Source organism: Legionella geestiana (genome assembly GCF_004571195.1).
Lineage (GTDB): Bacteria > Pseudomonadota > Gammaproteobacteria > Legionellales > Legionellaceae > Legionella_B > Legionella_B geestiana.
In genome coordinates, this window is sequence record NZ_CP038271.1 from 1,790,612 (window position 1) to 1,808,288 (window position 17,677).

Below are 17,677 nucleotides of genomic sequence, written 5' to 3' on the forward strand. Positions count from 1 at the left end.
AAGAACTCCGTTGTATCCGCATCAATCCAGGCGGCATCATCCTCACATGGCTCACAAGGATTTTTTCCCGCAGCACCCTCACACACATCCGCCTCATCCACTAAGCCCACACAAACTTGCCTGCTGTAGTGAGTCGGGTTTTTCCTCTGCCGCCATGGAGGGCGCGCATGAGTAAGACCGAAGGAGATGTGTTGATTGTGCGAATACCTGCCACTGTGTTATTATTTAGAACTATTACGGTATGATTGCCACCGCATACTGCATGCTGGCCGCCTTAACCAGGTGGCCGCCCCGGAACTTACAGGAGGAACGTGATGCACATTGATTTCAGAAACATAAGCCAGGAATCCATTCTTCTGGCAATAGGCAAACTAGCCCCGGATACTCCATCACTCAACCTGAGCGGGAATGGCCTCAACACCAAAACCGCCGATGACCTCGTGCAAATCATGCAGGCACTGCCCCAGAACCTGCAGTCACTCAACTTGTACGGAAATGGCCTCTACACCAAAACCGCCGATGACCTCGTGCAAATCATGCAGGCACTGCCTCAGAACCTGCAGTCACTCAACCTGAGCGGGAATGACCTCGACGACAAAACCGCCGACGACCTCGTGAAAATCATGCAGGCACTGCCTCAGAACCTGCAGTCACTCAACCTGAGCGTGAATAGCCTCGGCACCAAAACCGCCGACGAGCTCGTGAAAATCATGCAGGCACTGCCTCAGAACCTTCGGTCACTCGAATTGCGCGGGAATGACCTCTACATCAAAACCGCCGCCGACCTCGTGCAAATCATGCAGGCACTGCCCCAGAACCTGCAGTCACTCAACCTGAGCGTGAATAGCCTCGGCGCCAAAACCGCCGACGACCTCGTGCAAATCATGCAGGCACTGCCCCAGAACCTGCAGTCACTCAACCTGAGCGGGAATGACCTCGACGACAAAACCGCCGACGACCTCGTGCAAATCATGCAGGCACTGCCTCAGAACCTGCAGTCACTCGACCTGAGCCTGAATGACCTCCGCACCAAAACCGCCGACGACCTCGTGAAAATGATGCAGGCACTGCCTCAGAACCTGCAGTCACTCGACCTGAGCTGGAATGGTCTCCACACCAAAACCGACGCGGAACTGATTGCGATACTTCAGGTTATCCGCGCAAGCACGCTCATCGAGCTGAAACTTGGTGACCGGATTATGCTCAGGCCGGCAGTGAAAGCTGCCTATGACACCATTATCGGCATAAATACCCATAATAGTTTCCAGAAAGAAACCCGGTTGATTGGCCTGCTGTTCTCGGCGCTACCCCCAGAGCCGACCTCCGCTGCATCCGCATCAACCCAGGCGGCATCATCCTCACATGGCTCACAAGGATTTTTTCCCGCAGCACCCTCGCACACATCCGCCTCATCCACTAAGCCCACACAAACTTGCCTGCTGTAGTGAGTCGGGTTTTTCCTCTGCCGCCATGGAGGGCGCGCATAAGTAAGACCGAAGGAGATGTGTTGATTGTGCGAATACCTGCCACTGTGTTATTATTTCGAACTATCGCGGTATGATTGCCACCGCATACTGCATGCTGGCCGCCTTAACCAGGTGGCCGCCCCGGAACTTACAGGAGGAACGTGATGCACATTGATTTCAGAAACATAAGCCAGGAATCCATTCTTCTGGCAATAGGCAAACTAGCCCCGGATACTCCATCACTCAACCTGAGCGGGAATGGCCTCAACACCAAAACCGCCGATGACCTCGTGCAAATCATGCAGGCACTGCCCCAGAACCTGCAGTCACTCAACTTGTACGGAAATGGCCTCTACACCAAAACCGCCGATGACCTCGTGCAAATCATGCAGGCACTGCCTCAGAACCTGCAGTCACTCAACCTGAGATATGATTACCTCGGCACCAAAACCGCCGCCGACCTCGTGAAAATCATGCAGGCACTGCCTCAGAGCCTGCAGTCACTCAACCTGAGCGGGAATGGCCTCTACATCAAAACCGCCGACGACCTCGTGAAAATCATGCAGGCACTGCCCCAGAACCTGCAGTCACTCGACCTGAGCTATAATGACCTCCGCACCAAAACCGCCGCCGACCTCGTGAAAATCATGCGGGCACTGCCTCAGAACCTGCAGTCACTCGACCTGAGCGAGAATGGCCTCAACGACAAAACCGACGCGGAACTGATTGCGATACTTCAGGTTATCCGAGGAAGCACGCTCATCGAGCTGAAACTTGGTAACCTGATTATGCTCAGACCGGCAGTGAAAGCTGCCTATGACACCATTATCGGCATAAATACCCATAATAGTTTCCAGAAAGAAACCCGGTTGATTGGCCTGCTGTTCTCGGCGCTATCCCCAGAGCCGACCTCCGCTGCATCCGCATCAACCCAGGCGGCATCATCCTCACATGGCTCACAAGGATTTTTTCCCGCACCACCCTCGCACACAGCCGCCTCATCCACTAAGCTCACACATACTTGCCCGCTGTAGTGACTCGGGTTTTTCCTCTGCCGCCATGGAGGGCGCGCATGAGTAAGACCAAAGGAGGTGTGTTGGTGTGTTGGTTGCATACATATCTGCCACTGTGGGGGTTTGAAGTCCAATGGTACGAAAACGTACGCTAAGGATCGGGCATTCTGCATAACTAAAAATGATGAATTAAATTCAATGGGATGGTGGCCACTGTTGTGCCGCATGCAACACACGAAGTATTTGAATGGCAAAAGCATCTTCTTGATACACGATAATATAATTCGCCCAGACGACCAATTCTCTGGTTCCTTCTATTCGACCAGGACGGCCAATTTTAGGAAAATCTGGTAGTTTTGCGACTTTCGCCTCAATATCATCCTTTACGCGCTGGGCTGCATCTGGGTTGTCATCTGAGATATAGTCTACAATCTCTAAAAGATCGGCACGAGCTAAAGCTAACCATTCCAATTCAGGCACGGCGACGCTTCCGATCAATTAATGTTTGTGCCTCGTCCATTACCTGTTTATGAGATACAGTGGGTCGCGTGTCAGCGAGAGCTTCTTTCACCTTGTTACGGAACCAAGCATCATGTGCTTCTGGATCAGCCGTTAATCCAACGGGCAAGCCGCCTTCTTTGGTTATGCGAGTCAATAAAATACGGACGGCATCAGATACAGTCAAACCAAAACTTGCAAGATTTTTCGCTGCATCAGCCTTCAACTTATCGTCTACGCGAACATGCAGCATTGAAGTATGAGCCATGATAATTTCTCCGGTTACTATTCATACTTAAATTATATGTCTCAATTGAGATGCATTCAAGTTATTATTTCTAATTTCAGTATTTTGTATACCGCAGAGCGACCTATTTTAGGGTCTGTTGACATTTGGTGGTGCGAAGCGAAAATCACGTCAATTTAGGCCAAATTTTATCTTGAGTGAGGCGAATAGCCGGCTCTATTTAACGAACTCAAGGTTAAATTTGGACAAATTGACGTGGTTTGCAGCCGTGTCACCAATTGTCAACAGACCCTAAATATGCTAAGCAATTTCAATATTGTCAGGCAGCTTATTAAATGGTCTCAATTGTCCTTTCATTACAACTTCACTTAGGGTGAATGAGTAATGTCCAAGAACATTAATGTGTTCGTGCTGTAATGGTGAAAGCCTGGCCTCATCTTCTTCTTTTATAGCAATAGATTGTTGTTCCAAATGATTTCTTGCGGCATCCATATAAATGGTATTCCAAAGCACAACAGCATTAGTTACAAGGCCAAGAGCACTCAACTGATCTTCCTGTCCTTCGCGATATCGTTTACGGATTTCTCCACGTTGACCATGACAGATAATTCTGGCAACAGCATGTCTTCCTTCGCCACGATTTAATTGAGTCAATATTCGACGCCGATAATCCTCATCATCAATATAGTTTAAAAGGTATAACGTCTTATTGATGCGACCGGCTTCGGTAATGGCCTTTGCGAGACTGGAAGGTTTATCACTTTTCAGTAATGATAGGATCAGCTCGGATGCATGTACGGTACCCAATTTTAGTGAGCCTGCAATTCTCATCATGTCATCCCAATGTTGCTCTATACGCTTTGGGTTTGCACAATTGCGGGAAAGCTCATTTAATGAGGCATAATCGGCGTCTTTATCAATTCTCCAGAAACAGACTCGCCCGCATCTGCCAAGCGAGGAGAAAATTGATATCCGAGCAACTAGGGTCTGTTGACAATTGGTGACACGGCTGCAAACCACGTCAATTTGTCCAAATTTAACCTTGAATTCGTTAAATAGAGCCGGCTATTCGCCTCACTCAAGATTAAATTTGGCCTAAATTGACGTGATTTTCGCTTCGCACCACCAAATGTCAACAGACCCTAAAACAAACCAAATACCATATCACTGGCACCTGCAGTATCCGTCATGATTTCAGTGGGATTTAATCCAGTTTGTTGTTCCAGCAATCCTTCTAAAATAAAGATAGAATCTCTGAGTGTCCCTGGTATGACAATACCGTGAAATCCTGAAAATTGATCAGAAATAAAGTTGTACCAGGTGATTCCTTACCTCGCGTTCATCCGCTGTACGTGACCAGGTGGTTACCGACATGCGTGAAGGCCGTAAATGGCGCGTGCAGATTGCGCTTTTGTCGCAATCGGTCTGGGCCCTGCTGAGGCGCGACGTGTTCTTGCATCCTTGTTCCCGAACGGCTCCGTTGCGCGAGAGCTTGAAGCGCGATTGGCTGCCATGAAGGAGCAGGTTGGTCTGATTGAAGAAGAGCAGAAAAACGGGGTTGTGCGTCAGCTGGTGAGTGATATTCTGGAGGCCTATTCCAAAGACCCGAATCTCAAAAGCCTGCCATCCAAAACTGTATCCTGACAGGTTTTGAGGATAAAGGCATGCAATCCCTGCAAGTATTTCCTCAGGAAGGCCTGATGATGTCAGAGGACCCAGCCAGGGCTTGCGTACCTTCTTCAGGTGCACGGGGTTGAAAGAACTCGGTAATCCGGCGCTGTCCTCGCAGTGGTGCTGCCGGCACCTCAATGGCAACAGGCTTTTCAGCAGCCATTTCAACGAGTAAATAGTGACTTAATCGCTGGTATCGGTCATGAAAATTGCTCATTTCCTCCGCATTGGCGAGGGTGGTTAACCACTTTCGCACTACGGCCTGCCCGTGAATATGCACCAGTTCAGTCAGGCTGTCCGGTGTCGCACGGTAGAGTTTCTTTAACTGCTTTGCTGAAAGCGGCAGGAAGCAGCCGTGTCGCAGGCCCGTAAGGTTTACTGCGATACAGAAGGACTCGGGCGTATCGTGAGCCTTTTTCAGCCAGCTGACAACGGAGCCATTTATCTGGCGGTCATAGGCGTTTATCCACAGCAACGTGCGCATGCAGCCATTCATGGCATTATCTAGATAATTTCGTCCATCAGGCCCGTATCCTATCGGCATCACTCGAAGCGGTTTAAGGGGAGGAATCGTTCTGGGTTGGTAAACGGCAAGATTTTTTTCAAGTGCGAAGGTTGCCTGCGCCTGCAAAGAGCCCTGCCGCATCGCTTTGTTTTCATCACTTCTTTTCTGTAATTCATCTCTTAAAGCTGGCGGCATGTGGCGGTGATGGAGGTAATAACCGCTTTGAAAACAGACATCGATAACGTCACTGTGCCGGGATGTTACAGCATATTCTAAAAAGTGCTGGCAATCGTACTCTGAAAGGGCTTTACTGAGAAACAGTGCAATAACAACATCAATATGACGGTTATGCACCGCACTTTGCAGCAGACCAAATGCCGATTGCCCGGGGAGATTCAGTGTCGCTCCCTTTTTTAAGAGGTATAGAAGCATGTGCACTCTGCCCGAAAGTGCGGCGCAGGCGAGTGCAGTATGTCCTGTTCGCCATCCTTCGTTTATATCTATGTTGTATTTGAGCAGAAGTTTCACAACATCAAAGGCATCCTGTATGATTGCCAAATGTAGCGGGGTGCTGCCATTGGCGCTCATGCATGACGGATTTGCACCGTTTGCCAGCAGAAATTGGGCGCTCTCGGTACAACCAGTCCATGCGGCTACGTGCAGAGGGGTCAGGCGTGATTCATCGTGTATGTCGAAGTGTTCAAATCGCACGGCAAGCCGTTTTATGAGCTCAACGTTATCATTCTCAGCGGCAAAATGCAGCGCCCCCTTCCCGCTAGCCTCGGTTTTGTGGGGGGAGGCTCCCTTATCCAGCAGATATTTGGCGATATCTTCTTTGTCGGCCCAGACCGCAGTCAGCAAGGGGGTAAAGCCTGAATCATCGGGTATTTCTATATCTGCACCATTGTCCACGAGGTGTCTGACCAGGCAAATGTCACTGTCTCCCTCGCAAACGGTTAGCAGCGGGGTGGCTCCTTCGTGATTTCTTCTGTTGATGTCAGCTCCGTGGGAACTCAGATAACGCAATACTTCAAGATGCCCGGCGTCAGCAGCGGCATGAAGCGGCGTATTACCTGTACTATCAGGTTCATCCAGCAGTATGGCGTTGACCGAGTACAGGGCATCAAGCATCCCCGCCTTTCCGGTTTTTGCGGCAACGAAAAAAGCACTTTCGCCTTCATGATTTTTTTTGAGGATATCAGCGCCCGCATCAAGCAGTTGCTGGAGCAGGGTTCTGTCGTTTAATAAAACCGCAAGATGCAGTGCTGGCAGACAGGTATCATCGTTGAGGCCTGAGAACATGTCATCGGTTAATTGCTGGCGGCATACAATGGCCCAGAAAAGTGGTGACTGAGCGGCTTCAGTGCTGGTGGCAGCTGTGTAGAGCGCATCAGCAAGTGTTGAGGGCATGCGATGGTGCAGGAACGTGACGAGATTGCATGCATCACGGAACTTGAAACCCTCAAGGTATTTAATGCCGGTAATGAGGGCCTGGCACAGTAATTCCATTTTAGGAGCTCTAAGCACCGTTTCGCCAACCTGGCTTCGTGTGCCGAACAGCATTTTCCACTCGCTGCGGATGTTTTGATGTGGCACAAGGATGCTGAGCTTTTTCACAGAGCCCTTATAAATCTCTTCCCAGTATTGTGCGTTACCCTCCATATTGCCTGAATACCAAAGGGGGAAGTGGGTATGGAACTGTGTCTGCCAGCTAACGGTATGACCGCTGGAATGTGCGCTTGATGAGGAGGCACCAGTCAGTTGATATCGTCTTTGCTGGGATGGTTGTTCAGGGGATAAACGTTCTGATTCAGGCGCATCACGCTTGGGCATGGAATAATTCCAGTACAAAAAGCGCATTGTATATCACTTTTTAGACCACAATCAATTCACGATAACCCAAAAAAGAGCATATTGGATTTTTTGTGTTGCAAGCTCACTTAGGCGTGCACGATGTGCGACCCGAATCACCTGGGGAGAAAGGAGACTCAGGCTATTTTTTCATCGAGCGCAAATCCGTTCAAAATGCCTGGCGTAAACGGATTGATGGCGTTTTGAGTTTTCAGCACATAGCGCCCGGAATTTCCATTTACTTCAAAAAGAATCTGCAGGCTGGAGCTGTCCTCTTCATCAGAAAGCACATTCACTTTTTGCAGGATGCGGAAAAAAGCCCATGGCCCCTGTTCGGATAATTCATAATGGTTACCGTCAATGGCATTCAGCGTGAGGCGCGCATTCGCAGAGGGCCAGGAGAAACGGGTCCAGGACTCGCTGTTTTGATTATCGTTAAGGCTCGTTTTTCCAACCTGCAGCTGAAGCGCTGAAATCACCGGGTCGAGGGCAATTTTTTGCAGCGTGAATTCAATGTGCGCCTCATCGTCCTGTTCGCTGAAAAACATGTTGCCAATGACATTGGCGCGAATCAGGGCTTCCATGTTGGTGGGGGAGATGGGCATGCGAAAACCATTGACTTCACGCGGTTCCCACTCGGCTTTGCTGGTGTCCATAAAGGGGCGCAGATAGGTATCGATGTAATGATTTAAAACACCGTGGGTTGAGAAAAATCGGTCAAAATCGTTAATGGCGATTTCCTCATCCTGCGCACTGTCAAGCGGGTAGCGGTTGGCGATGGTCTTCATGTACGCATCATAGACCGTATTTTTCCATTCATGATTCAGATAATTGCGCGTGTCGGCGAGGAGCAGCATCCAGATGTCATCGGCCATGAGGCGCGTCCATTCGCTGACCGGTTTGGGTTGTTCAGCGACGCGGTCATAAAGCATGCTGAGCGGGTCATTGCGGCTTTCGCCTTCAAAACGCGCACGTGCGAGATTGAAGGCGGTTTTTCCTTCATCATGCAGCACCGCGAGTGTTGACAGGTAGTTGCTGAGCGTGCCGAGTGTCTTATTGAGCGCTTCCATTGACCCAATGCCTCCGAGATGAATGTCGGCAAACTTGCTTGCTACGTTATCGTTAAACGTTGCGTCAACGGCGTGGTTATCAGGAGCTGTATGCTCGCGGACAAGGCTCAAAAGTCTCGAGAAAGACTGATGCTCAGAGAGTGTATGAGCAAGCGTCTGGGCCGCGGCATAATCGTGAACCGGGCTGGGGCGCGATTTGGCAATAAACTCCTGCCACCAGCTGACATACTCAAACGCGTAAGCCTGTAAGAGCATGGGGGTCAGTTCGGGGGTATCCTGGCTCCCAAGCACCCAGCTTTCTGCTTTCAGCCGCAGTGCGATTTGTGGCAGTTGCCGGGTCATTTCCTCAAAGCCCTGGCGCGTGAAATAAACGGGCAGTGTTTTTGCGGGGATCTGGAAGCCTTCAACAGCAAGGGGAGCTGAGGCTTTTGGAAAATCGGCCTTTGCCAGCGCATAATACAGGTACCCAGGCGGCAGTGCATTGAAGAAGTTGCGGGTGTCACTGACCAGCTGATGGTCAATGGGAATGGGCTGCATGGGGTCTGCAAAGGCCTGCTCAAGCAATGTCTCTTGAATACGGCGGGCGTGCTCCGTGGTGTCGGGAGGCGTATGTTGCGCAAACCATAAAAGCGCGTCTTTACGCGAAAAATGAGCCGCATCACCGAGTGACAGGTACATTTTCAAGGTATCAAAGCGCACGCCTGGCGAGAGACTGGTATCACGCAGGGTCTGTTCCATGCGGGCAATCAGTGTCGGCAGAAACTGTCCACGCAGATTATCGCGCGTGCTTTCGGCCAGATGGCGCTGCAGTTGCGAAAGGGTGGGCAGCCACAGCCCCTTGCCTGGGATAAGCGACACCATTTCCGAGGCGCGTGCGAGATGATAAAGCGCTTCGGGATTATTGGCGTTCTGCTGCGCCAGCGCTTCATAGCGCAGGAGTTCCCGGCTGGCGCCATCCAGCACGTCTGCGGTTTTAAAATGCCATGCGAGCAGGCCGGAGAGTCCCGCGCATCCGGCAATCGCAATAAGTGCTGTGAGCTTCATGCGCGAGTCGGATGCAGGTTTTACTGGTGCACGCGTCTCTTTTTGCAGGTTCTGAATAAGCCCCTCAATAAAAAACGCCCGGTGATTATTGGCCTGAGGGAATGTATCCTGAACCGTCAGTGCATATTCATGACGGATTTTATGGTTGAGTCGGTCAACGCTGGTGCCTCCCTGTTCGGCACTCGTAAAATAGACCGACTGCAGGCAGTTGCGGGCAGGCGCCAGAAGCTGCAGAAAAATCTGCAGGGCAGAGCGCAGACCTGCTACCTGCAGCGGAAATTCGCGAATGAGCGTGCGCTTGACGCCTGAGCGGGCCGGATGCATTTTGGCAATCACCTGCTGGCTTAGCACTTCCACCAGATGGTCAAGCGGTGATGCAAAGCTTTTTGCCGGGAGGGTCGGGGGCGCCAGTGAAAAGCCCAGGGGCTTTTGCAGCTCGCTGGCGTGGTCGTCCTGGAAAAATTCACAGAATCCGGCAATCGCGTCCATGCGCGTGAACACCAGTTCCGCGCTGACCGGGTAGCCAATGTCTTTAAGAATGCGGATAAAGAGGCTCGCATGCGCCTTCAGATGTTCGGAGAGTTCAGTTCTGTCGGGCAGCAGCAGTTCGCGCGCATCCACGCAAAAGAGAAGGCCTGAGATGCGCAGACCCTTCTGGCAGCGGTTGAGCTGGCGCAGTGTCGATTGCAGGAGCGTATCGCCCTGGTTCACCCATTCTTCACCCAGTTCGACGATGATGCCGTTTGCATTATAGTAGATGGTGGATTTTCGCGGCGCATGCACGGTGTAGTGGCGCAGGCCGCTCTGGCGCAGCAGACTGGATTTACCCTGGCGCGTGCGACCGGCGGCCAGCAGAAAAGAAAGCGCGTTGTCCCGCGGGTTCAGTGGTCCGGTAATTTTGGTGAGCGCATCACAGAGCGCATGCAGCGACTTGTCCATCAGTTGCCAGCCCTCGCCAGTACGGTATGATGGCTCAGCACATCACGGGCTTTGCTTTCCAGCATGACATGGCTGACAACCCAGGTCAGTGTAAACAATGTCGTGGCGCAGGCCATGGCAAGAATCAGCGGCCGTTTTGAGCGTTTTTGGAAGTGTGGTGTGGACACGTTTTCTTTTAGAAGCTGATGTGGCTTTGGTACCCGATACTGACGAACCAGCTGATAGAGGTCTTCCGTGAGGTTATCAAGGGTCTGGCGGCCATTGGCCTGTAGATGATGTTCGCCCTCAAATCCGGCAATGAGGCAAAAATAGGCAAGCTCAACCAAATCGAGGTATTGCGCCGGATGTTCGCGAATGGCGCGTACGATATCGAAAAAATGCCGTTCCGGGCCGTGGCTGTCAGCAGAAACGGGCGTGAACGCCTTGAATTCAGTCACCTGACCGTAGAGACGCAGGTAATTTTTAGCCAGGAGTTCGTCAATGGTGGCGCACAGCAGATAACGGGCAATGGCTTCGAGTTCCGCCGGGCAGGCAAGGCTCGCGAGCTTGCTGTGGAACGCCAGCAGCTCGTGTTCGATGTTATCATGAATCACGGGCAGAGCGGGGAGCGATGGACTGACGCAGAGGCGCTCAAGCATCGAAAGCAAGGGACTTGCCGCCGCCACGAGAGGGTTGTTGACGACCGGCGTTGCAAACAACCGGGAGCGGTAATACCCCTGAGGAGCCTTATGTGTCGCGGGAACCGCGAGTCGTCCCGCAATAAAGGCCGACTGAAGTTCGGCAGCCATGGTGTCACTCCGAAAGTGGTGGCGTTGGGTAAGTTCCCTCCCCAAATTTTGGGGTGAATTGATATTACGTTATCTCTCCGTACTTGTCGATGCCGGAGTATTTCAGCTATTTTTCCATAACTTCTTCACTTGATGGATTTTTTTGCTAGACTATATCGTGGGTAGAAAAATAATCTAAATGGAGAATGGATATGAAACGAGTTGCGCTTGGTGTGATGGGTGGCGTTTTGGCTATGTTTTTAACAGCCTGCGGTGAAAATGCTCCCAAACAACCTGAAGCACCGACAACCCCGACAGAACAGACCGCTCCTGCAGCTCCTGCGGAACAGGCACAGCCTGCTGCAGCGCCTGAGTCTCAGGGCAGCACGTCTGGAGAAGCTGCGCAGTAATCGCGCTTTCTCAGGACTTAATTACGAAAACCCTGTTGCAAGACAGGGTTTTTTTTTGTTGGGGCAGATATGAAAACCTTAAGCGATGATGTTCAACGCCTTTCACTGGCGCTTGGTGCGCGCAAGTGGCAGATGGCGACTGCGGAATCCTGCACCGGCGGAATGCTTGCGGGCTTCCTGACCGCTCTGGCCGGCAGTTCCGCGTGGTTTGAGCGTGGGTTTGTCACTTACAGCAATGCGGCCAAGGAAGAACTTCTTGGCGTGCCGCATGCGCTTATCACGCAGCATGGAGCGGTGAGCGAGGCGGTAGCGCTTGCCATGGCCGAGGGGGCGCTTCACCACAGCCACGCGCAGATGGCGGTTTCTGTGACCGGTATCGCAGGACCTGATGGCGGTACGCCGCAAAAACCGGTGGGCACGGTCTGGCTGGCGTTTGCCGGCAACGGTATGGCTCCCGAGGCGCGTTGTTATCACTTCACGGGAAACCGTGAAGAGGTGCGCCTGCAGACGTGTCAGGCAGCCGTGTCAGGCTGTATCGCGCGGCTTTTGGATATGTCAGCGTGAAGGTTTGCCACGCTCGATGGTCTGTGTGATAATTTCGCTTTTTGCGGCTCCAACACAGGTGAACTTATGGAAGACAATAAACAAAAAGCACTCAGTGCAGCTCTCGCGCAGATTGAACGCCAGTTTGGCAAAGGCTCTGTTATCCGCATGGGTGATCATGCAACCCCCGACATCGAAGCGATTTCCACCGGTTCACTGGGCCTCGACATTGCCCTCGGAATTGGCGGTCTGCCGCGTGGGCGCATTGTTGAGATTTATGGCCCTGAGTCTTCCGGTAAAACTACGTTGACCCTTCAGGTCATTGCCGAGTGCCAGAAGATGGGAGGCACTGCCGCGTTTGTAGATGCCGAACACGCCCTTGACCCGAGCTATGCCGAGAAACTTGGTGTTAACGTTGCCGAGCTGCTGGTTTCTCAGCCTGATACCGGTGAACAGGCACTGGAAATTACCGACATGCTGGTGCGCTCTTCCGCCGTTGATGTCGTGATTGTTGACTCAGTAGCCGCTCTGACGCCAAAGGCTGAAATCGAAGGCGAGATGGGAGACACCCACGTTGGCCTGCAGGCACGTCTCATGTCACAGGCGCTGCGAAAACTTACCGCCAACATTAAGCGCTCGAACACACTCGTGATTTTCATCAACCAGATTCGCATGAAAATCGGCGTGATGTTTGGCAACCCTGAAACCACCACTGGCGGTAACGCGCTGAAGTTTTACGCCTCCGTGCGCCTTGATATTCGTCGTGTGGGCGCCATCAAGAAGGGCGATGAAGTCATGGGCAGTGAAACGCGCGTTAAAGTGGTTAAAAACAAGGTTGCGCCGCCGTTTCGTACCACGGATTTTGATATCCTCTATAACGAAGGGATTTCACGCGAGAGCGAAATTATCAACCTTGGCGCGCAACTGGGGCTTATTGAAAAGTCCGGCGCCTGGTACAGCTACCGTCAGGAAAAGATTGGTCAGGGTAAGGACAATGTCCGGCAGTATCTGAAGGATAACCCGGCCATTGCCGCTGAACTTGAGCAGCAGATACGTGCGCAGCTCTTGAATAAGGCAGTTCCTTTCAAGGCACCGGCTGAAGATCTTTCCGATATGGCGCTGGATGTCTGACGATGCTTATTCCTGCGCGCTCAGGTGGCTCGTTCGGCGCGAGTATGGTGCCGAGGAGCTGCTGAAACGCCTTGAAGCAAAGGGGTTTGGGGCTCGCGCGGCGCGTGAAGCCCTTGACGCGCTGCAGGAACAGGGGTATCAGAGTGACGTGCGCTTTTGTGAAATGCTCTGCCGTACCCGCATTCGTCAGGGCTATGGGCCACGGCGTATAGCCGGTGAGCTGCGTATGCTGGGCGTCTCACCGACCCTTATCAGTGCTGCTCTTAACGATGCAGAAACGGATTGGGAGGCACTGGCGCGTGCGGTATGGGAGAAGAAGTTCAGCGCGGAGGAAGCCGGTGATTCACCTGATTCCCGCGCCCGGCAACAACGGTTTTTGCTGTATCGGGGCTTTGAGGCAGACATGGTGAGTCGGTTGTTGAAAACCTGAAACAACCCGCTCGAGCCGCTTTTGCGTGAAGCGGTTTTATTAATCGGTTTAAAGAGGCTGTCGGCATATCCTGTGACGACAGCATCTCAACATCAGCAGTAATTATTATGAACAGTGCAGACATCCGTAAAGCGTTTATCGACTATTTCGCCCGTGAGGGACATACCCCGGTAGCTTCAAGTCCGCTGATTCCGGCGAATGACCCGACGCTGCTTTTTACCAACGCCGGCATGGTGCAGTTTAAAGAAACCTTCCTTGGTACGGAAGCGCGCTCCTATACCCGTGCCGTTACCGCACAGCGTTGCGTACGGGCGGGCGGGAAGCATAACGATCTTGAAAACGTGGGCTTTACCGCGCGCCATCATACGTTTTTTGAAATGCTCGGTAATTTCAGCTTTGGTGATTATTTCAAGCGCGATGCCATCCGGCTTGCCTGGGAATTTTTAACGAACGTTCTGCATCTGCCGCCGGAGCGCCTGTGGGTTACGGTGTATAAGGACGATGAGGAAACGGCGAAAATCTGGCTTGAGGAAATGGGCGTTTCACGTGAGCGTTTTTCCCGTTGTGGCGAGAAGGATAATTTCTGGTCGATGGGCGATACCGGTCCCTGTGGTCCGTGTACCGAGATTTTCTACGATCACGGCCCTGACATTCCTGGCGGCCCCCCGGGAAGCCCGGATGAAGATGGCGACAGGTACATCGAAATCTGGAACCTTGTCTTTATGCAGTACAACCGTGACAGCACGGGTAAACTGCATCCGCTGCCCAAACCTTCGGTGGATACCGGCATGGGGCTTGAGCGGATTGCGGCCGTGGTGCAGGGCGTTCATAACAACTACGACATTGACAGCTTTCAGGTACTGATTCGCGCGATTGCGGCTCTCGGTAAAGACCTTAACCTCAATCACCCTTCACTGAAAGTGGTGGCCGATCACCTGCGTGCCTGTGCGTTTCTCATCACCGATGGCGTAGTACCCGGTAATGAGGGGCGAGGGTATGTGCTGCGGCGAATTGCGCGCCGTGCCCTGCGACACGGTAACAAACTGGGTTTGCCCTCGCCATTTTTCCATCGGCTGGTGATGCCGCTTGTTGAGGTGATGGGCTCGGCCTATCCCGAGCTTGCCGATGCCAGACTTCGTATCGAGCAGGTCTTGCTGCATGAAGAAAACCAGTTTGCCAAAACGCTGGAGTTTGGGCTCCAGGTACTAAAAGACGCCATCGCGCAGTTAACCGGCAAGATTTTGCCGGGAGACGTGGCTTTTAAACTCTACGATACTTACGGCTTTCCGCTCGACTTAACCGCCGATATTCTTCGGGAGCAGGGGCTTTCAGTTGATACAGAAGGCTTTAACCGCTGCATGGAGCAACAGCGTGCGCAGTCTCAGGCAGCAAGCCAGTTTGCCGCTGATTTTACGCGCCAGGGCGAGTGGCATGAGTCCAGCCTTTTTCGGGGGTATACCGATACGGTGTCTCAGGCAAAAGTGCTTGCCATTCAAGTGAACGGAGAGCGCGTGGCCTGTGTCGGCGCGGGTGTTCCAGCGCAGATAGTGCTCAATGAAACCCCTTTTTACGCGGAAAGTGGCGGCCAGGTGGGCGATACGGGTGAGATTGTGCATCAGGGTGCTGTGTTTCGGGTTGAGGATACGCGGCGCATAAAAGACGCTATTGTGCACAGCGGCGTTTTGCTCTCAGGCGCGCTGTCGGTCGATGATACCGTGGAAGCCCGCGTTGATGAAGCGCGGCGCGATGCCATTCGCCTCAACCACTCTGCCACCCATCTGCTGCACGCCGCACTCAAAAAGATTCTCGGGGGGCACGTAGAACAGCGCGGCTCGCTGGTGGACGCCGCGCGCGCGCGTTTTGATTTTCTGCATTTTGAGGCACTTTCCCCCGAAACGCTTAAGGCTGTAGAAGCGCTTGTTAATGCGCAGATTCGCGCCAATTATCCGGTGATTACGGCAGAAATGTCGATTGAAGATGCGCGCGCCAAAGGCGCTGTAGCGCTTTTTGGTGAAAAATACGGCGAGAGCGTGCGCGTGCTGTCCATGGGCGATTTTTCCATGGAGCTTTGCGGCGGCACGCATGCGCGCCGCACCGGCGATATAGGGTTGTTTAAAATCGTTGCTGAATACGGGGTTGCCAGTGGTGTTCGCCGTATAGAAATGCTGACAGGCGCTGATGCACTGGCTTATGTCAACGCGCAGCAGGAGACGCTTGAGCACGTGGCCGCTACCCTGCGTACTACCCCCGCGCAGCTTACTGAAAAGTTGTCACAGTTTATGCATGAAACAAAGCAGTTGGAGAAGGAATGCCAGCGCCTGCAGGGGGAACTGCTCGCACGCTCGGGGGATGATATGCTGGCTCGAGTGCGCCGGGTGGGGGATGTGAACCTGCTTGTTGAACGCCTGGAAAGCGGGGATGGACAATCCCTGCGCACCACGCTCGACAGGCTGCGGGAGCGGCTTGAGCAGGCGGTAATCGTGCTCTTTTACACCGAAGGCGACAGTATGCAGGTTGTTGCCAGTGTAAGTAAATCACTGGCCGGCAAGGTTCCCTCCGCCGCTACATTGGTGCGCCACCTGTGTGGCAAGGGGGGAGGCCGGGAAGACATGGCGCAGGGTGGCGGGCGCGTTCCGGACGACTTGAACGGTCGTCTTGACGCAATCGATGCAATGATTGCCGGGGGCGCGGAATAACACTTCAATCTGGGGCGCTGACATGGCATTGTTCGTGCAAAAATTTGGGGGTACGTCACTGGCAACATTGACGCACATCAACCACGCCGCAGATATTGTGGCAAAGGCGAGACAGGCCGGGCACGATGTCGTTGTCATTGTCTCGGCGATGAGCGGCGAAACCGACCGCCTGATAGCCCTTGCCAACCAGATAAGCGAGTCGCCGTCCGAGCGTGAGTATGCCGCACTCGTCTCAACGGGTGAGCTGGTGTCGATGGCACTGATGGCGCTTGCGCTCCAAAATCGCGGCATCGATGCGCGCTCTTACTCTGGTGCGCAGGCGCGTATTCAGACCTGCAGCCAGTTTCGCAAGGCGCGCATTCGTGCGATCGATACCCAGCCCATTCAGGAGGATTTGCGTGCCGGGCGCGTGGTCGTCATTGCCGGTTTTCAGGGCGTGGATAAAAACGGTAACGTGACAACACTCGGTCGCGGCGGCTCCGATACCACAGCCGTTGCGATTGCCGCGGCATTAAAAGCCGATGAATGCCAGATTTACACGGATGTGGATGGGGTGTACACCACTGACCCGTCAGTTGTTCCCGAAGCCCGCCGGCTTGAGCGCATCACCTTTGAAGAAATGCTTGAACTCGCAAGCCTTGGCGCCAAGGTGCTGCAGATTCGCGCGGTTGAATTTGCCGGCAAATATAACGTTCCCCTGCGGGTGTTGTCGTCCTCGCAGGAGGGGCCGGGTACGCTCATTACCTATGAAGAGCATGCGAGCATGGAATCGCCGCTCGTGCGTGGCATTGCCTACAGTCGCAGCGAGGGCAAAATCGCTCTGCGCGGTATTCCCGATGCGCCAGGTGTTGCCTCCACCATTATGAAAGCCATCAGTGCTATTGGCGTTAATGCCGACATGATTGTGCAGCAGATTACCCCGGAAAACACCACTGACTTTACCTTTACCGTCCACATTGACGAGTACGAACTGGTGCTGAAGCACCTTAGACATACGGCAAAAGCCCTGAAGGCAGACTCCTTGAGTGGCGAGAAGGGCATTGCCAAGCTCTCTATTGTGGGCGCGGGTCTTAAGAGCCATCCTGAAGTCGCGACACGGATGTTTGACACGCTTGCGGCAGAAGGCATTAACATCCAGCGCATCGCAACCTCTGAGATTCGGATTTCCGTGATGATTGATGCCGCACTGCTTGAGAAAGGCGTATACGCGCTGCATAAAGCCTTTTGCCTTGAGGGAGAAGCGCTCGATGAAACACCGGCGACACGCAGCCCGCGGGTTACGCGTGTGGTAGAGGCCGCCGTAAAAGAAGTTTCCACTGAGCCCTGCCTGACTCTGGGAATAGAGCCAGGTATTTAGAGGCGGTCTTCTGGGGATTTGGCTGCTGTACATTGAGGG

13 protein-coding genes and 3 pseudogenes are annotated in these 17,677 nt (G+C 53.0%); 9 read left to right on the forward strand and 7 right to left on the reverse strand.

Annotation, left to right across the window (positions count from 1 at the left end; all coding sequences use genetic code 11):
- The first annotated feature begins 311 nt into the window (after window positions 1–311).
- Both E4T54_RS07985 and E4T54_RS07990 read left to right on the forward strand, forming a co-directional pair.
- The gene (locus E4T54_RS07985; protein ID WP_135100403.1) at window positions 312–1,445 is read left to right on the forward strand and encodes a leucine-rich repeat domain-containing protein; all 1,134 of its coding nucleotides are present in this window, start codon (window positions 312–314) and stop codon (window positions 1,443–1,445) included.
- Between the two features lie 182 nt (window positions 1,446–1,627).
- Complete coding sequence (locus tag E4T54_RS07990) at window positions 1,628–2,500, forward strand: leucine-rich repeat domain-containing protein (protein WP_135100404.1); 873 nt, start codon at window positions 1,628–1,630, stop codon at window positions 2,498–2,500.
- A gap of 174 nt (window positions 2,501–2,674) precedes the next feature.
- Here the strand turns inward: E4T54_RS07990 and E4T54_RS07995 are convergent, their stop codons facing one another.
- The 4 genes and pseudogenes from E4T54_RS07995 to E4T54_RS08010 all read right to left on the reverse strand — a co-directional run.
- Window positions 2,675–2,959, reverse strand: coding sequence for a type II toxin-antitoxin system RelE/ParE family toxin (locus E4T54_RS07995; RefSeq protein ID WP_028387426.1), 285 nt, complete (start codon window positions 2,957–2,959; stop codon window positions 2,675–2,677).
- The gene (locus tag E4T54_RS08000; protein WP_081776830.1) at window positions 2,952–3,245 is read right to left on the reverse strand and encodes a type II toxin-antitoxin system RelB/DinJ family antitoxin; all 294 of its coding nucleotides are present in this window, start codon (window positions 3,243–3,245) and stop codon (window positions 2,952–2,954) included. The genes E4T54_RS07995 and E4T54_RS08000 overlap by 8 nt, the downstream gene beginning before the upstream one ends.
- A gap of 279 nt (window positions 3,246–3,524) precedes the next feature.
- Window positions 3,525–4,243 (reverse strand): annotated as a pseudogene (locus E4T54_RS08005) (Tn3 family transposase); the annotation flags it as partial.
- A 126-nt stretch (window positions 4,244–4,369) separates the two neighbouring features.
- Window positions 4,370–4,552 (reverse strand): annotated as a pseudogene (locus E4T54_RS08010) (Tn3 family transposase); the annotation flags it as partial.
- A 97-nt stretch (window positions 4,553–4,649) separates the two neighbouring features.
- Here E4T54_RS08010 and E4T54_RS08015 point away from each other — a divergent pair.
- Window positions 4,650–4,868, forward strand: a pseudogene (locus E4T54_RS08015) (hypothetical protein); the annotation flags it as partial.
- A 43-nt stretch (window positions 4,869–4,911) separates the two neighbouring features.
- Here the strand turns inward: E4T54_RS08015 and E4T54_RS08020 are convergent.
- The 3 genes from E4T54_RS08020 to icmH form a co-directional block, all read right to left on the reverse strand.
- On the reverse strand, window positions 4,912–7,233 hold the full coding sequence (locus E4T54_RS08020) for an ankyrin repeat domain-containing protein (protein ID WP_162150901.1): 2,322 nt from the start codon (window positions 7,231–7,233) through the stop codon (window positions 4,912–4,914).
- 155 nt (window positions 7,234–7,388) lie between these two features.
- Window positions 7,389–10,304: a type IVB secretion system protein IcmF gene (gene icmF / locus E4T54_RS08025; RefSeq protein WP_028387429.1), complete on the reverse strand. Its 2,916-nt coding sequence runs from the start codon at window positions 10,302–10,304 to the stop codon at window positions 7,389–7,391.
- The gene (icmH, locus tag E4T54_RS08030) at window positions 10,304–11,092 is read right to left on the reverse strand and encodes a type IVB secretion system protein IcmH/DotU (protein ID WP_028387430.1); all 789 of its coding nucleotides are present in this window, start codon (window positions 11,090–11,092) and stop codon (window positions 10,304–10,306) included. The genes icmF and icmH overlap by 1 nt, the downstream gene beginning before the upstream one ends.
- Window positions 11,093–11,283: 191 nt before the next feature.
- Between icmH and E4T54_RS08035 the strand changes: the two genes are divergently transcribed.
- From E4T54_RS08035 to E4T54_RS08060, 6 genes are all read left to right on the forward strand, one after another.
- On the forward strand, window positions 11,284–11,481 hold the full coding sequence (locus E4T54_RS08035) for a hypothetical protein (protein WP_028387431.1): 198 nt from the start codon (window positions 11,284–11,286) through the stop codon (window positions 11,479–11,481).
- A 69-nt stretch (window positions 11,482–11,550) separates the two neighbouring features.
- A complete protein-coding gene (locus tag E4T54_RS08040; protein ID WP_028387432.1) occupies window positions 11,551–12,045 on the forward strand; it encodes a CinA family protein in 495 nt (164 codons plus the stop codon).
- A gap of 66 nt (window positions 12,046–12,111) precedes the next feature.
- Window positions 12,112–13,155, forward strand: coding sequence for a recombinase RecA (recA, locus tag E4T54_RS08045; protein ID WP_028387433.1), 1,044 nt, complete (start codon window positions 12,112–12,114; stop codon window positions 13,153–13,155).
- Window positions 13,148–13,585, forward strand: coding sequence for a regulatory protein RecX (locus E4T54_RS08050; protein WP_028387434.1), 438 nt, complete (start codon window positions 13,148–13,150; stop codon window positions 13,583–13,585). Before recA ends, E4T54_RS08050 begins: the two co-directional genes overlap by 8 nt.
- Before the next feature lie 107 nt (window positions 13,586–13,692).
- The gene (gene alaS / locus E4T54_RS08055) at window positions 13,693–16,281 is read left to right on the forward strand and encodes an alanine--tRNA ligase (protein WP_028387435.1); all 2,589 of its coding nucleotides are present in this window, start codon (window positions 13,693–13,695) and stop codon (window positions 16,279–16,281) included.
- 22 nt (window positions 16,282–16,303) lie between these two features.
- The gene (locus E4T54_RS08060; RefSeq protein WP_065230377.1) at window positions 16,304–17,638 is read left to right on the forward strand and encodes an aspartate kinase; all 1,335 of its coding nucleotides are present in this window, start codon (window positions 16,304–16,306) and stop codon (window positions 17,636–17,638) included.
- Window positions 17,639–17,677: the final 39 nt, after the last annotated feature.

Excerpts from the sequence above, each read along its gene's own strand:
- E4T54_RS08000 (WP_081776830.1), bottom strand. The coding sequence starts at position 3,245 with ATGGCTCATACTTCAATGCTGCATGTTCGCGTAGACGATAAGTTGAAG.
- E4T54_RS08020 (WP_162150901.1), bottom strand. The coding sequence starts at position 7,233 with ATGCCCAAGCGTGATGCGCCTGAATCAGAACGTTTATCCCCTGAACAA.
- icmF (WP_028387429.1), bottom strand. The coding sequence starts at position 10,304 with ATGGACAAGTCGCTGCATGCGCTCTGTGATGCGCTCACCAAAATTACC.
- icmH (WP_028387430.1), bottom strand. The coding sequence starts at position 11,092 with ATGGCTGCCGAACTTCAGTCGGCCTTTATTGCGGGACGACTCGCGGTT.
- E4T54_RS08035 (WP_028387431.1), top strand. The coding sequence starts at position 11,284 with ATGAAACGAGTTGCGCTTGGTGTGATGGGTGGCGTTTTGGCTATGTTT.
- E4T54_RS08040 (WP_028387432.1), top strand. The coding sequence starts at position 11,551 with ATGAAAACCTTAAGCGATGATGTTCAACGCCTTTCACTGGCGCTTGGT.
- recA (WP_028387433.1), top strand. The coding sequence starts at position 12,112 with ATGGAAGACAATAAACAAAAAGCACTCAGTGCAGCTCTCGCGCAGATT.
- E4T54_RS08050 (WP_028387434.1), top strand. The coding sequence starts at position 13,148 with ATGTCTGACGATGCTTATTCCTGCGCGCTCAGGTGGCTCGTTCGGCGC.
- alaS (WP_028387435.1), top strand. The coding sequence starts at position 13,693 with ATGAACAGTGCAGACATCCGTAAAGCGTTTATCGACTATTTCGCCCGT.
- E4T54_RS08060 (WP_065230377.1), top strand. The coding sequence starts at position 16,304 with ATGGCATTGTTCGTGCAAAAATTTGGGGGTACGTCACTGGCAACATTG.